This window comes from Pseudomonas sp. KH_027 (genome assembly GCF_057838565.1).
This window is the reverse complement of the sequence record NZ_CM174470.1, coordinates 2154518-2168638: the sequence shown is the minus strand read 5'-3', so window position 1 is coordinate 2168638 and position 14121 is coordinate 2154518. Positions and strand designations below refer to the sequence as shown.

The 14121-nt window shown below is 60.1% G+C and carries 13 protein-coding genes, 3 tRNA genes and 3 pseudogenes; 6 read left to right on the top strand and 13 right to left on the bottom strand.

The genetic code is table 11. The annotated features are described in order from the left end of the window. Position 1 precedes the first annotated feature (1 nt). Both AC3IYG_RS10250 and AC3IYG_RS10245 read right to left on the bottom strand, forming a co-directional pair. Complete coding sequence (locus AC3IYG_RS10250; protein WP_489313636.1) at positions 2-919, bottom strand: alpha/beta hydrolase; 918 nt, start codon at positions 917-919, stop codon at positions 2-4. A 5-nt stretch (positions 920-924) separates the two neighbouring features. Further along, the gene (locus AC3IYG_RS10245; RefSeq protein ID WP_489313635.1) at positions 925-1899 is read right to left on the bottom strand and encodes an enoyl-CoA hydratase/isomerase family protein; all 975 of its coding nucleotides are present in this window, start codon (positions 1897-1899) and stop codon (positions 925-927) included. Positions 1900-2292: 393 nt separating this feature from the next. Here AC3IYG_RS10245 and AC3IYG_RS10240 point away from each other — a divergent pair, with 393 nt between their 5' ends. Both AC3IYG_RS10240 and AC3IYG_RS10235 read left to right on the top strand, forming a co-directional pair. After that, entirely contained in the window at positions 2293-3141 is an 849-nt protein-coding gene (locus AC3IYG_RS10240) for an SDR family oxidoreductase (RefSeq protein WP_489313634.1), read from the top strand. A gap of 194 nt (positions 3142-3335) precedes the next feature. Continuing rightward, positions 3336-4049 carry a haloacid dehalogenase type II gene (locus tag AC3IYG_RS10235; RefSeq protein ID WP_489313633.1) on the top strand — a complete coding sequence of 238 codons (714 nt, stop codon included), beginning with the start codon at positions 3336-3338 and terminating at the stop codon, positions 4047-4049. Positions 4050-4450: 401 nt separating this feature from the next. On the opposite strand, the gene AC3IYG_RS10230 is transcribed toward AC3IYG_RS10235, so the two are convergent. Together AC3IYG_RS10230 and AC3IYG_RS10225 are read right to left on the bottom strand one after the other, a co-directional pair. Then, positions 4451-4837, bottom strand: coding sequence for a tautomerase family protein (locus tag AC3IYG_RS10230; protein WP_489313632.1), 387 nt, complete (start codon positions 4835-4837; stop codon positions 4451-4453). 315 nt (positions 4838-5152) lie between these two features. After that, entirely contained in the window at positions 5153-5737 is a 585-nt protein-coding gene (locus AC3IYG_RS10225; RefSeq protein WP_489313631.1) for a TetR/AcrR family transcriptional regulator, read from the bottom strand. Between the two features lie 135 nt (positions 5738-5872). On the opposite strand from AC3IYG_RS10225, the gene AC3IYG_RS10220 reads away from it, so the two are divergent. From AC3IYG_RS10220 to AC3IYG_RS10210, 3 genes and pseudogenes are all read left to right on the top strand, one after another. Next, the gene (locus tag AC3IYG_RS10220) at positions 5873-6712 is read left to right on the top strand and encodes an alpha/beta fold hydrolase (RefSeq protein ID WP_489313630.1); all 840 of its coding nucleotides are present in this window, start codon (positions 5873-5875) and stop codon (positions 6710-6712) included. 95 nt (positions 6713-6807) lie between these two features. Further along, positions 6808-7908, top strand: coding sequence for an alkene reductase (locus tag AC3IYG_RS10215; protein WP_489313629.1), 1101 nt, complete (start codon positions 6808-6810; stop codon positions 7906-7908). 157 nt (positions 7909-8065) lie between these two features. Then, a pseudogene (locus tag AC3IYG_RS10210) lies at positions 8066-8686 on the top strand (SDR family oxidoreductase); the annotation flags it as partial. 5 nt (positions 8687-8691) lie between these two features. Here the strand turns inward: AC3IYG_RS10210 and AC3IYG_RS10205 are convergent. Then, positions 8692-9135 (bottom strand): annotated as a pseudogene (locus AC3IYG_RS10205) (IS3 family transposase); the annotation flags it as partial. Positions 9136-9148: 13 nt separating this feature from the next. On the opposite strand from AC3IYG_RS10205, the gene AC3IYG_RS10200 reads away from it, so the two are divergent. Then, complete coding sequence (locus tag AC3IYG_RS10200; RefSeq protein WP_489313628.1) at positions 9149-9655, top strand: disulfide bond formation protein B; 507 nt, start codon at positions 9149-9151, stop codon at positions 9653-9655. Between the two features lie 286 nt (positions 9656-9941). Here AC3IYG_RS10200 and AC3IYG_RS10195 read toward each other — a convergent pair. From AC3IYG_RS10195 to AC3IYG_RS10160, 8 genes and pseudogenes are all read right to left on the bottom strand, one after another. Next, positions 9942-10028 (bottom strand) — tRNA-Leu (locus AC3IYG_RS10195). 188 nt (positions 10029-10216) lie between these two features. Further along, positions 10217-10290: transfer RNA gene (locus AC3IYG_RS10190), tRNA-Cys, on the bottom strand. 43 nt (positions 10291-10333) lie between these two features. Further along, positions 10334-10409, bottom strand: a tRNA-Gly gene (locus tag AC3IYG_RS10185). Between the two features lie 65 nt (positions 10410-10474). Then, positions 10475-11035 (bottom strand): CDP-diacylglycerol--glycerol-3-phosphate 3-phosphatidyltransferase, encoded by a 561-nt coding sequence (pgsA, locus tag AC3IYG_RS10180; RefSeq protein WP_489313627.1) that lies wholly within the window; start codon positions 11033-11035, stop codon positions 10475-10477. A gap of 37 nt (positions 11036-11072) precedes the next feature. Beyond that, a complete protein-coding gene (gene uvrC, locus AC3IYG_RS10175) occupies positions 11073-12896 on the bottom strand; it encodes an excinuclease ABC subunit UvrC (protein ID WP_489313626.1) in 1824 nt (607 codons plus the stop codon). A 1-nt stretch (position 12897) separates the two neighbouring features. Continuing rightward, complete coding sequence (gacA, locus tag AC3IYG_RS10170; protein WP_489313625.1) at positions 12898-13542, bottom strand: response regulator transcription factor GacA; 645 nt, start codon at positions 13540-13542, stop codon at positions 12898-12900. A gap of 180 nt (positions 13543-13722) precedes the next feature. Beyond that, a pseudogene (locus AC3IYG_RS10165) lies at positions 13723-13874 on the bottom strand (sulfite exporter TauE/SafE family protein); the annotation flags it as partial. 21 nt (positions 13875-13895) lie between these two features. Further along, positions 13896-14117: a hypothetical protein gene (locus tag AC3IYG_RS10160; RefSeq protein WP_489313624.1), complete on the bottom strand. Its 222-nt coding sequence runs from the start codon at positions 14115-14117 to the stop codon at positions 13896-13898. Positions 14118-14121 lie beyond the last annotated feature (4 nt).

Genomic DNA, 14121 nt, shown 5'->3' with positions numbered 1-14121 from the left:
TCTAGTGACTGGGGGCAGCGAGCAGGTGCTGAGTCAGGAACCGGGTCTGATCCGCTACCAATTGTTCGAAGGCATCGCCCAGGTAGAAGGCGAAGTGCCCGGCCTCATACAGCTTGATCACGCCATGCGGCGCCCGGCGTGCCAGGGCAATGGTCTGCTCCGGCGGCGTAACGGTGTCCGTGGTGCTGACGCAGAACAGGATTGGGAACCTCACCTTGGCCGCAGAGCGCCCCGGTCGGTAAGTGGCGATCTCCGGAATCACCCGCGCCGCCACATGGTTGACGAAGGTAATCCCCTCCGGAATCAGGGCCAGGTAACCCTCCAAGGCATCATGGGCATTCATCAAGGCCGGTTTACCAGGTGCTGCGGCAATGGGCACCATCACTGGCGGCCGGCCAGAAAACTTGGCCGCGAAGTCACGCAGAATGACCGGCAGCATTTTCATCGACGCGCCCACACCCAGTGCGGCGGCGGAGGCCAAGCCATCGGTGAAGGGGCACTGGCTGATGGCTGCCAGCAGCTCGGGATGCCGGCTGGCCACCGTAATCGCATGGCCACCACCAAATGAGCTGCCCCAGACGGCAACCCGACTGCCATCGACATCGGCGCAGCCTTTGACGAAGTCCAGCGCCGCGTCCCAGTCCGCCAGTTGGCGTTTCACCGACATCAGCTGGCGTGGCGTGCCGCCGCTGTCACCGAAATAGCGGTAGGTAAAGGCCAGGGTCGCGATGCCCGCGGCGGCAAAGCGCTCCGAAAAAGCGCCGAGGCGCATCTCGCGAACCGCGCCGAGCCCATGCCCAAGTACCACAACCGGCGGTTTCTCTACCCCTTCCGGCAGGTAAAGCCAGGCCGAGCAATAGGCTTCACCCGAATCAAAACGCACATCCCGGCGAGTGAACTGATGGAGAGGCTGTGACATCTGGTTCACTTATTCGCCCTCCCGTTCGGCAACGGCAAGGAACCCAGCTCAAGGGTTTCTGCATAAATAGCGGGGTTGTACAGCGGCAGATCGCCGTCGCGAGCAGTGCGCTCAAGGTATTCGACCATCAATGTCTGCGCGGTCTCGGTCGGCGAGATTTTGATGAACTCGGTGCGCTCCATATGCAGCCCCTCATCCAGGGTTGCGGAACCGCCGAAGTACACGGCACGCTTGATGGCCTCGATGGCGCCTCGGGAGCGGGATCCCAGATAGCGGGCCTGCTCGATGGCGCGATCAAGCAACTGATCCGGAGCGACTACTTCGTCGACATAACCGATTTCGAGCGCTTTTTTCGGCGGCACCGGCCGGCCTTCGAGCATCAGCATGAGGGCGCGATGAGCACCGACCAGACGCGGCAATCGCTGAGTTCCCCCGCCGCCGGGATGGATACCCAGAAGTATCTCTGGCTGACCAATAAAAAAGTCGCCATCCGCCATCAGACGGACGTCGCAGGCTTGCGCGAACTCGCTGCCAAGCCCTAGCGCAGACCCATTCAGAGCCGCGACAAAAATGACGCCACAGCGATTCATCCGCAGAAAAGTGTCGTGCAGCTTGTCGAGCTGCATGCCACCGCCCAACGGTGTCAGCGTGGCAAGTGCTTCCAGGCCCGGCGTTCCACGAACGGCCTTCGAGGTTCGAGCGATTGCAGATGAAGCGTTACGCCCGAGCATCGGGATACTCGCGCCCCCCTCCTGCAGCCAACGCACATCAGCATGACCAATAAAACGGCCTGGGTGAGTCCCGGTAAATACCACAGCATCGATGGAAGCATCGGACTCCACCTTGTCCAAGAGCACCGCGAGCTCTTCAGCCATCGCCAGGCCCATCATCCCGTGCGGACCTCCGTTGAGCCGCACAATCAATACAGAACCGCTGGCTTCCACATCAAGGCACTCAAGCGGTGTATGCGTCTTCGTCATCTCTAAGACCCTCAGGTGATAAGCATGAAGAGCTGCGCGCTCTCCTTCTATGACCGCCAGCCCCAGCCATCATCAGATCGGCTCAGCGCGGTAACCGCTGCCAATCCAATAACAGCGTTATTTGACAAACATAACACTGTTATATCACTGTCGCAATATTCCTCCCGTCAGCTCGCTTCGTGAACGTCTCGTGACTGGGTACGACTCCAAACCGCTAGCGACAAGCCGACTGGACAGGCTTGCCGAAGATGGGAGTGCTCAAAGTGCGCTGGGGGGGAAGCAAGCACGAAACCAGACCTCAACCAATACGCGCAGGTCGATACCCACATTGCTGTCTATGACCAGCACTGCGCTCAAGAATGGGGATTTCAGTACATGAAGGAGACAACAGAAATGAAACAGCAGACCAGCGTGGCGCAGAGCAAACGAGCGACCCAAAAATCGGTTGAAACTGCTTATCCCAAGTGGCGTCCTGCGATCTTCGTAACAGGCGCCGCATCCGGGATCGGTCGTGCGTGCGCCGAATTGTTCGCCCAACGCGGCTGGTTCGTTGGCCTATACGACGTCAATGCAGACGGCGTCGCTGCGCTCGCCGCAACCCTGGGCGAGGGTAACGCCATCTCCGGCGCTCTCGACGTGACTGATCCCGATGCATGGCAGAGAGCACTGGCGGATTTCTGGACGCACAGCGGCCAGCGTCTCGACGTGCTACTCAACAACGCGGGCATTCTCACAGCGGGGAAGTTCGAAGCCGTCCCCCTGGCCAAGCACAACGCGATGCTTAGCGTGAACGTCCAGGGGATGATTACCGGCTGCCACAGCGCCTTCCCCTATCTGCGGCAAACGCCCCGCGCACATGTGGTCAACATGGCCTCAGCCACCGCGATCTATGGCCAGCCTGACCAGGTAACCTATTCGGCAAGCAAGTTCGCCGTGCGCGGGTTCACCGAAGGGCTCGACCTCGAATGGAGCAAGCTTGGCATCCGCGTAAGCGATATCTGGCCGACCTTCGTCAAGACGGCAATGGCTGATGGATTTGGCCCCATCTCTGCCGCCAAATCACTTGGCATTCGACTCACGCCGGCCGACGTCGCCTCGACCGTGTGGACCTGCGCAACAGCCAAACGACACATCCACAAGACGCATTGGACTGTCGGTCTGCAAGCGGGCTTCTTGTCGATCGCCACGCGCCTCGGACCGCCAGCCCTCACCCGCTGGGTCGTCCAATATCTGGCGCGGTAACCGGAAGGGTTCGGATAATTTTGACCGGGAGGGCCTACGCCCACCCGGTCAAAATTAACCCTCGTCCGCCGGCGCCAAACAACTGGCCACGAAAGCCGTTACATTTACCCAGGACTCTAAAGCCAGCCGTTACTGAAGCTGGGGAGACGTCTTCTACACAGTGGTTTCCCGGTAATAACCTGAGGAGTAATTCAATGACGCTTCCACAAGCTTTGGCATTTGACGTCTTCGGTACAGTTGTTGACTGGCACTCGAGCATTATGCGTGAAACGCACACGTTCCTGTCCGCGTACCTGCCATCAGTCAACCCTGCGGATTTTGCATTGCAATGGCGCGAGTTGTATCCCCCGGCAATGCGCGAGTGCGTCAGCGGCCAGAGAGGTTTCGTTGTTCTAGACACGTTGCACTATGAGACGTTGCAGAAGCTGTTGGGAGCTCACAGCGTAGACGTCAGCCAGATCGCCCCTGATGTGTTGTGGAAGCTCGCCCATGCCTGGCGCCGTCTGGACCCTTGGCCCGATGTACCTGAAGGTCTGGGCCAGCTCCGCCAGCGCTTTCCAATTGTGACCTTGTCGAATGCCAATGTGGAGTTGATGGTTGCATTGAACCGGTACAACGGTTTGCAGTGGGATGCCCTTCTGGGCGCGGAGTTCGCGCAAACCTATAAACCAGACCCCATTGCCTATCTCACCACTGCACAGGCGCTAGGCTTGGAGCCACAGCAACTGTGCCTGGTTGCGTGCCACCACAGTGACCTTGCGGCGGCCAGAGCCTGTGGATTGATGACGGCTTATATTGATCGACCAATGGAATATGGTGGAGCTCCTGCGCCTGACGCAGGCTATGTCCAGAGCTGGGACTGGCAGGCCAACAGTTTCATTGACCTTGAGCGTGAGCTGCAGGATTAGTAGCTGGCTAGGCAACAAGCGAGCCGGGCCGCTTATGAGGCAGCCAGATCAGCTCAAGCGCGTAGTCAAGTACCTATCCAGCGGCCCGGTCAATACATCGACAAAGAGCGTGGCGAGCGGGGTTTCCAATGCCTCGGATTTGAAGAGGCAGGCACTCTGTCTACTCAATTGAGGCGCATTAGGAACACCGCCAACGCGGTGGATATTGTGGTCGCATGAATCAGCACTGGCGGAACTATCACAGGCGCTGGCGAGGTGCTAAAGCGCTACAGAGCATCGGTGCAGATCATTGATGTGGAGCCTGTACCGACCAGCCTCCGCCAGGCTCGGGCCAGAACGCAGCGGCCAAGCCCACGATCTCGGCCACGACGAATGCGATTGGCACGGGCAGGCCGAAGCACTCAATCCCATGGCCAAATACGGGGCGTATTGGAGTCATTCTCGTCCTGCACTGGAACAAGCGTGATGAAGACGTCGTCGGAGGATATGCCGAGCGCCGACACTACCAGTCGATTGATTGCCGCGACCAGCTTGCGCTTGTCCTCCAGTGGCCGATGGGCTCCGACGGGAACCGTAATGATCATTGCACTGGTGAAATCGCGCTTCAAATCCCGAAGAGTCGGATATAGAAACAGCTCGTCCGGACCGTGCTCATTCAACATGATGAACCAGTCGCCTTCGGGAATCCCCAATCCCAGTACCTGGGATTGATACAACGCATCCGCGAGTGCGCGCTTTTGTTCAGGGGAGAATCGACCCCTTGGAATATGGGCATTAAACACAGCCATATTTTCTTGCTCCTAGCGTTAGGTGTGGGTAGCCCGGCTCCGCGTAGGCGGGGCAAGGGCTTCGATTCGAACTGAACGATGCAGGCAGTGCCAAGCCCGTCTTCGTCCACCCTTGCTGCAGGAAGGGAAGTTGGTGCCGGCTGGGTGGAATGCGCCACGGTACCGAAGCCTTCGGCGGAGGCCTCGACGTGTCCGCGTACAGCTCGCTGGGATCATTTCAGCAATAGGCCTTACGGTGTCGTTTTCCGTTTTCTTTGCAGTGGAATGACGTGCGTACGGCACATTGCGGGATTACGCTTCCTGGGGTTTGCGTCATTAGACAGTTGCAGCTTGGGGTGACAGAGGCTCAAGAATTTCCGCGCGGCAAATCTCCAGAATCTCATCCGCCAGGGGGGAGTCGTCCGGACAGGCCCGCGAGAGTACGATCGCGCCGATCGAATGGGCGAGCACATCGATCATCCGCGCACGTAGTTGTTGGCGATCTAAATCGCCCGCCACGTTGCCTTCGCATTCCAAGGCCGCCAGCAGACTTTCGATCCCGGCCGCGAACGTGGCCTTGATCGCCTCCGGTTGACGTGCGGCGTCACCGCAAAGAGCGGCCATCGTGCAACCGTTGCTGCGACCGTCGCGGTGCTCCCGGGAAACATAGTTTCTGGCAAATGCGACGATGTCGAAGCCATCGGTCTTCGCCGTGTTTTGTGATAGCCCTTTCGCTGCTGTTTCCGCTATCAGGTCGGCCTTGGAGCGGAAGTGCTTGTAGAACCCGCCGTGGGTGAAGCCAGCAGCCGCCATCAGCTCCGCCACCCCCACACCATCGTAACCACGCTCGCGAAACAAGGCGGAGGCCGTGTCGACGATGCGAGCTCGATTCGCCTGTACCTGCGCTTTGGTGACTCTCATAGATACATGCCTCTTTGTTTACGCCAACAACAAGGCCACCAATATACATTGATGTTGATCATCATCAAAATGCTTGACGGTTAAGATGATGGTTATCATTATAACAGCGCGCTAACTTCAGGAAGGACTTGGGTCATGAGTGACACACATCTAACCGCACCGACGCGCTTCATCGAAGTTGATGGCGACCGCTTCGCTTATCGCCGCTGGGGCAAGCCCTCCGGTATCCCGCTGTTCTTCGTGCAGCATTTCCGCGGTGGCCTGGATCACTGGGATCCGCTGTTGACTGATGGTCTGGCCGAAGGTCGAGAGGTCATCCTGTTCAATGGTCGCGGCATCGCTTCGTCGACCGGCACGCCCCGCAACCGGATTGAGGACATGGCGGACGATATCGCCGCTGTGATTCAGGCGCTCGGCCTGTCCCATGTTGATCTGCTCGGCTTCTCTATGGGTGGCTACCAGGTGCAAGAGGTCGTGCTGCGCCATCCATCTCTGGTACGCAAGCTCCTCCTGCTTGGTACCGGTCCGCGAGGTGGCAAGCCGAAGACAGACCTCAAGGTGAACGAAGTGGCGCTCCGGCCGGTTCCTATCGTGGAGGATTTCCTCTACCTGTTCTTCGGCCGCTCGGAGGCCGCGAAGAAGGCAGGCTTGGCCTTCTGGGAGCGGCGTCACCTGCGCGCCGACCAGGATCCGCCGAGCTCAGCCGAAGCCGCAAAAGCTCAGGCCGAGGCGAATGCGACCTTTCTGCAGCCGCTATCAGGTGAGGACTCCTATGCACACCTGAACGCGATCACCCGCCCGACGCTGGTGCTCAACGGTATCAACGACAGCATGGTCCCTACGATCAACTCCTGGCACCTGGCCCAGAACATCCCCAACGCTCAGTTGCTGATCTATCCCGACGCCGGGCACGGCGCGCAATTCCAGTATCCCGAGCGCTTCCTGAAGCATGCAATCCAGTTCCTGGAGGAGTAGTGCTCGGCGCGCGGTCGCTGTCCCCACAAGGGATCGGCCGAGCGGTAACGCACATTCGCGACAGTGACCATCAATCAACTTGGAAGAAAGAAGACATGACCGACAAGACTCTGTTTGAGCCCTACACCCTTGGTTCCCTGACGCTCTCCAACCGGGTAGTCCTGGCCCCGCTGACGCGCAACCGCGCCAGCGCCGGCGCCGGCTTCGTTCCCAGTGAGCTCGCCGCCACCTACTACAGCCAGCGCGCGTCGGCCGGCCTACTGATATCCGAGGCCACGCAGATCTCACAGCAGGGACAGGGCTACCAGGACACGCCCGGCATCTATTCGCAGGCGCAGATCGACGGCTGGCGCCAGGTCACTAATACCGTCCATGCGAAGGGCGGGCGGATCTTCCTGCAGTTATGGCACGTCGGGCGCGTCTCGCACGTTGACCTGCAGGAGAACGGCGCCGCCCCGGTGGCGCCTTCGGCAATTCGGGCCCAGACCAAGACGTTCGTCAACAACAGCTTCGTGGATGTCTCGGAGCCACGCGCGCTGGAGCTCGATGAACTGCCGGGGATCATCAATGATTTCCGCCAGGCCGCGGCAAACGCCATCGCCGCAGGCTTCGATGGGGTCGAGATCCACGGCGCCAACGGCTATCTGCTGGATCAGTTCATCAAGGACGGAGCCAACGTCCGCACTGATGCCTACGGTGGTTCCATCGAGAATCGCGCGCGTCTCTTGCTGGAGGTGACGCAGGCCGTGGTGGATGAGATCGGCGCCGAGCGCACGGGCATCCGTATCTCGCCGGTGGCTCCGGCCAACGGGATTTCTAGCAGCAATCCACAGGCGCAATTTGACTACATCGTCGACCAACTCGACGAGCTGGGCATTGTTTACCTCCATGTCGTCGAGGGAGCGACCGGTGGCCCGCGCGATGTCGCGCCGTTCGACTACGACTCCCTGCGTCGGCGCTTCAAGAACACCTATATCGCCAACAACGGCTACGACCTGGATCTGGCCACTTCCCGGCTCGCCGAGGGCAAGGCAGACCTGTTCGCCTTCGGCCGCCCGTTCATCGGCAACCCTGACCTAGTGGAACGGCTGAAGACCGGCGCGCCGCTGGCGGCGTTCGATCCGACCAAGCTCTACGGCGGCGGCGCTGCGGGATACACCGACTACCCGACCCTTGCCGACTCCAGTACCCAGTAAGACTGGCGGGGCCGCGCACGGGCAGGCATCTCGGCAACTTGCATTGGCATTGGCACCAGCCTTGCCAGCAAGTTCGAAGCATCTCTTCACCCGCTATAGACGCGGACGATCGGGTTGACGCGGCCGTCATCCCGTCTTTCACAAGGAGCCATTAATTATGATCGCTATCACCGGAGCCACCGGGCAACTGGGTCGCCTCGTCATTGCATCACTATTGAAGAAAGTGCCCGTGAGCGAGATCGTCGCCCTGGTACGCAGCTTGGACAAAGCAAAGGATCTGGCCGCATTGGGCGTACATGTTCGCCAGGCTGATTACGACCAGCCGGCTGGGCTTGATGCCGCGCTTGCAGGGGTCGACAGGGTTCTGCTGATCTCGTCGAGCGAGGTGGGCCGTCGTGTGCCACAGCACCGCGCTGTCATTGAGGCGGCTCAGCGCGCCAAAGTGAACCTGTTGGCCTATACCAGCGTGTTGCACGCCGATCGTTCTCCACTGGGATTGGCGGCTGAGCACTTGGACACCGAGAGCCTCCTACGCACATCAGGCCTACCCCATGTGCTGTTGCGCAATGGCTGGTACTCAGAGAACTACGTCATCGCCTCCATCGCTGCCGTGCTGGCCCACGGCACAGTGTTTGGATGCGCGCAAGAGGGACGCATTGCATCAGCAGAACGTGCGGACTATGCGGAAGCCGCCGCTACCGTTCTCACGACGGAAGGTCATACGGGGCGCGTGTATGAGTTGGCAGGCGAGAATGCCTACACCCTAGTAGACATTTCCCGGCCTCACGGTGAGGCGCGCTCAAACGCCTCGGGACTGACGCCGCCCAGATGGCTGTGGCGGCGAATACAACTGTAAAATACCTCGATGCACTCGAACACATCAGCGCGGGCCATGTCGCTGGTTTTGTAGAGGCGTTTGCGGATGCGTTCTTTCTTCAAGCTGCTGAAGAAGGACTCGGCCATGGCGTTATCCCAGCAGTTGCCGCGCCGGCTCATGCAGGGTTTCAGGTTGTTGGCTAGGCAGAAGCACTTCCAGTCATCACTGCCGTACTGGCTGCCCTGGTCAGAGTGGATCGCCCTGTCCTTAGGCTTGCGTCGCCAGAGCGCCATGAGCAGTGCGTCCAGGGCCAACTCACGGGCCAGTGTCGGCTTCATCGACCGGCCGACGACTTTACGCGCATAAAGATCCACCACCACGGCCAAGTACAGCCTACCCTGCCAGGCTCTCTCGGAGATTTGCATGATTCGCCAGCCATCCCCTATCCCGCTGCTCACCCTGATCGCAGTCGCCTGCTTTGCCATGCTGGGCGGCGCCTTGTTGATGCAGCATCAATTCGGCTGGGAGCCTTGCACGTTATGCGTGCAGATCCGCCTATGGCTGTTCTGTGGTGGGGTTATCGGCCTGCTGATCCTGGCGGCCGAGGCGATCGGCCAACGCTGGTTGACCCTGCTGCTCTGGCCGCTCCTGCCGGCGGCGGGGGGGATGGCGCTGTACGACAATACTCATTTGGTGCTGGTCGAGACCGGCGTGCTGGAAAGCTTTAGCTGCTCTCCCTTCCCCTTCTATGCCTTCTACCTGCCCTTGCATGAGTACCTGCCCGCTGTGTTTATGAGTGCCGGCGTCTGTGGGCAGAACGACTACCGAGTCCTGGGTCTGCCCTTTACCAGTTGGACCCTGCTCAGCGTCACGCTGCTGTTCGCTTTGATCCTGTTTAGCGCCTGGCGTGCCCTGCGCTTTCGGCGCTAATCAGTCGGAAATTCATCCCTAGCAGCCGTTACCCTGATACAGCCGGGTACGAAATGGGCGACAACCTGCTCAGGCCCTACTGAACATACTTGCACCGCTCTGACCACAGGCAGCGCCTTGCTAATCGCTGCCCACGAAATGATTGCGAATGGCGACCAAAAATCTCGTCACGAAAGGATTTATGCGGAAAGGCAGTGACCGAGCCAAAAGATTACATATCCATTACAGACGCCATAAAGCAAAAAGGCCAATCCGTGACGGGTTGGCCTAAGTGCTTGTTTCTGAATGGTGCCCGGAGCCGGGGTCGAACCGGCACGTCCTTACGAACGAGGGATTTTAAGTCCCTTGCGTCTACCAATTTCGCCATCCGGGCGGTAGAGCGGTAAACCTGGCGATGGGCGCTTGCAGCGAATCACCAACTGCGCCTCATGGCGAGCGCAGGAATATATACAGCCCGCCCCTGCGACGCAAGTTTCAAGGGCGGCATACTGAGCGCGTGAGCGCTTATGAACATAAAAGAAAAAGCCCCGTAGATCAACGATCTACGGGGCTTTCCTATAATGGAGGCCGAGGTCGGAATCGAACCGGCATAGACGGATTTGCAATCCGCAGCATAACCACTCTGCCACCCGGCCTCAAACGAAGACGCCGCAAGCTGCGGCGTCAACGTCAACAAATTGGAGCGGGAAACGAGACTCGAACTCGCGACCCCGACCTTGGCAAGGTCGTGCTCTACCAACTGAGCTATTCCCGCATCTTGGTGACGGGCGCCATTCTATAGAATCCAAACAGCCCGTCAACCTCTTGATTCAAAAAAGCTTATTTATTTTTCGCGTCAGGGCTGAGATGCGGCCAGGCGGCGACCAGGTACTGCACCATGGACCACAGCGTCAGCGCTGCCGCGACAATCAACAGGACAAAGCCAATCACGACCCAGACGGTCGCGGATGGCGGACTGGCCAGCAAGATCACCAGCGCCAGCATCTGCGCCGCCGTCTTCCACTTGCCCAGGTTAGAGACTGCGACATGCGCTCGCGCACCGAGCTCGGCCATCCATTCACGCAATGCCGAGATAACGATCTCTCTGCCGATGATGATGGCTGCCGGCAAGGTCAGCCAGAATGTAGCGTGCTCCTCCACCAGCAACACCAGCGCTACTGCCACCATCAGCTTATCCGCCACCGGATCGAGGAAAGCGCCGAACGGCGTGCTTTGTTCGAGACGACGAGCCAGGTAGCCATCGAGCCAGTCGGTGATGGCGGCAAATCCAAATACCGCGCTGGCAGCCATATAGCTCCACGAGAACGGTAGATAGAACAGCAAAATGAAGATCGGGATCAGCAGGACGCGCAGTACGGTAATCAGGTTGGGGATATTCATCGGCAAAACTTAGCCCTACGCGAGATGAGCCGGCATTCTACTCGCTGTGCAGGGCCGCATAAATCAGCTCGGCGAGCTTTTTACTGATTCCGGGCGCTTTAGCGATTTCTTCCGTGCTGGCGCGCGTCAACTCCTGCAGGCCACCGAAGTGATTGAGCAGCTCGCGCCGCCGCTTCGGCCCTACCCCGGCGACCTCTTCGAGCGTGGAGGTACGGCGCGTCTTGCCGCGCCGCGCACGGTGCCCGGTAATGGCAAAACGGTGCGACTCGTCGCGAATCTGCTGGATCAGGTGCAGTGCCGGTGAATTGCCGGGCAAGGTGAACTCATGGGCTGCATCGTTCAGATAAAGGGTTTCCAGCCCCGGCTTGCGGGTGGTGCCCTTGGCCACGCCCAGCAGGATCAGGTCCGGCACCGCCAACTCCTGCAGCACTTCGCGCGCCATCGCCAGTTGGCCTTTGCCACCGTCCACCAGCAAGATGTCCGGTAACTTGCCCTCGCCATCCTTGATCTTGCTGAAGCGCCGGGTCAGCGCCTGGTGCATGGCGGCGTAGTCATCGCCGGCGGTAACGCCCTCGATGTTGTAGCGGCGGTAATCGGATTTCAGCGGGCCTTCCGGGCCGAACACCACGCAGGAGGCCACCGTCGCCTCACCGCTGGAATGGCTGATATCGAAGCACTCCAGGCGCTGCGGCAGTTCATCCAGATCCAGCGCCTGGGCCAGGGCCTCGAAACGCACGGCGAGGTGCTGGCGATTGGCCAGGCGCGACGCCAGCGCCTGCTCGGCATTGGTCACCGCCAATTGCTGCCAGCGCGCCCGGGTGCCACGCACCCGGTGGCTGATGCTCAGCTCTCGCCCGCGCATCGCTTCGATCGCCTCGATCAACACCGGGAAATCGTCGTGGGCGGCGTTGACGATCAACTCGCTCGGCAAATCGCGCTCATGGCTGCTCAGGTAGTACTGGGCCAGGAATGCCGCCAGCACTTCGCTGACATCCTCCTCGATGGCCACCTGCGGGTAGAAGTTCTTGCTCCCCAGCACTCGTCCGCCGCGCACGCTGATCAGGTGCACGCAAGCGCCGCCCGGATTGACCATGGCCGCCACAACGTCCACGTCCCCGGTGCCGCCTTCCATGCTTTGCTGATCCTGCACACGCCGGAGCAGGGAAATCTGATCGCGCAGTTCGGCGGCACGCTCGAATTCGAGGTTCATCGCCGCCTGCTCCATGCCGCTGGACAACTCATCCGTCAGGGCATTGCTGCGTCCCTCGAGAAACATGACCGAGCGCCTTACATCCTCGGCATACTCGGCGGGTTCGACCAGGCCGACGCAAGGCCCTTTGCAGCGCTTGATCTGGTATTGCAGACAGGGCCGGGTGCGGTTCTTGAAGTAACTGTCTTCGCACTGGCGGACCAGAAAGGTCTTCTGCAGCAGGCTGAGGCTTTCGCGAATCGCTCCGGCGCTGGGGTAGGGACCGAAGTAGCGGCCCTTCTGCTTTTTCGCCCCGCGATGAATGCTCAAACGCGGGTAGTCGCCATCGGAGAGAAACACGTAGGGATAGGACTTATCGTCCCGCAGCAGGATGTTGTAAGGCGGCCGCCATTCCTTGATCAGCGTCTGCTCGAGCAGCAGCGCCTCGGTCTCATTGGCGGTGATGGTGGTTTCGACCTGGGCGATCTTGACCACCAGGGCTGCGGTCTTGGGCGCCAGCCCGGTCTTGCGGAAATAGCTGGCGAGGCGCTTCTTCAGATTTTTCGCTTTACCGACGTAGAGCAGCTTGGCGTCCGCATCGAACATGCGGTAAACCCCGGGCCGAGCGCTGCAACTGGCGAGGAAGGCGCTGGAGTCGAACGGTTCAGCCATCTCAGCTCGTGGCATCGACCATGCCATGGCGCACGGCCAGCAAGGCCAATTCCACGTCGCTGGTGATCGCGAGCTTTTCGAAAATCCGGTAGCGGTAGGTGTTCACCGTCTTCGGCGACAGGCAAAGCTTGTCGGAGATGCTCTGCACCTTCTGGCAGCCGGCAATCATCAAGGCAATCTGGATTTCGCGCTCGGAGAGCAGGTCGAAGGGTGAGCCATTGGTTTGCGGCTGAAAGGACTTCAACGCCAACTGCTGGGCGATCTGCGGGCTGATATAGCGCTGGCCGGCGAACACCATGCGGATCGCCTGGACCATTTCCTCCAGCGCGGCGCCCTTGGTCAGGTAACCGGCGGCGCCAGCCTGAAGCAGGCGCGTGGGGAACGGATCGTCCTCACAGGCGGTCACGGCAACGACTTTCAGATCAGGGTGGCTGCGCAGGAGTTTGCGGGTCGCTTCGAGGCCACCGATGCCGGGCATCTTGATGTCCATCAGGACGACGTCAGGCTTCAGTTCGCGGGCCTTTTTCAGCGACTCCTCACCGGAGTCGGCTTGCCCCACCACCTGCAGCCCATGGATATCGGCCAACATGCGGGTGATGCCTGTACGAACCAAATCGTGGTCATCGACCACTAGCACCCTAATCAAACGACACCTCGTTATGCGTCAAAAGCCGCTCTTTGCAGCGGTCTTATCAGATGCCGGCCACCTTAGCAAAAAGCTCCGGCAAGACCTAGCTTGACGCATAGCCGCCAAATAGCAAACGCCAATATTTTGTATACTGACGCTGCTGATTTGAACGAAGAGAGATGGCAGAGGCGGTGTCCGCCCAACCGCAACCAATGCCACCGGGGCAGCCGGCTGCATGGACCAGCCCATGCCAACCACTAGCGCGGGACGGCGAGTATGCCTCCGCCGGCGTCTGTTAGGCCAAGCACGCCCCCCCCCACCACTATGCCGAGGATGAGTGGAATTGCCATGGTCGAGTTCCCTGCCCAGGTTTAGGTGGGTTTGCCCACGGAGACCGGAGCCGCAGCCCACGGTAGTAGACAGTTCCCAGCCTCACGATGAGGCACGTTCACAAGAATGCCTCGTGACCCCGCAGTCGCCACGTTGAGCGAGCCGCTGAAGGTCATCGCCATCAGCAGGCCGAAGATCACCTCCGTGACGCGCTCGATCGGATCGAGCACGCGCGCACGCTTCTCTTCTCCCATGTCTGACATGAGG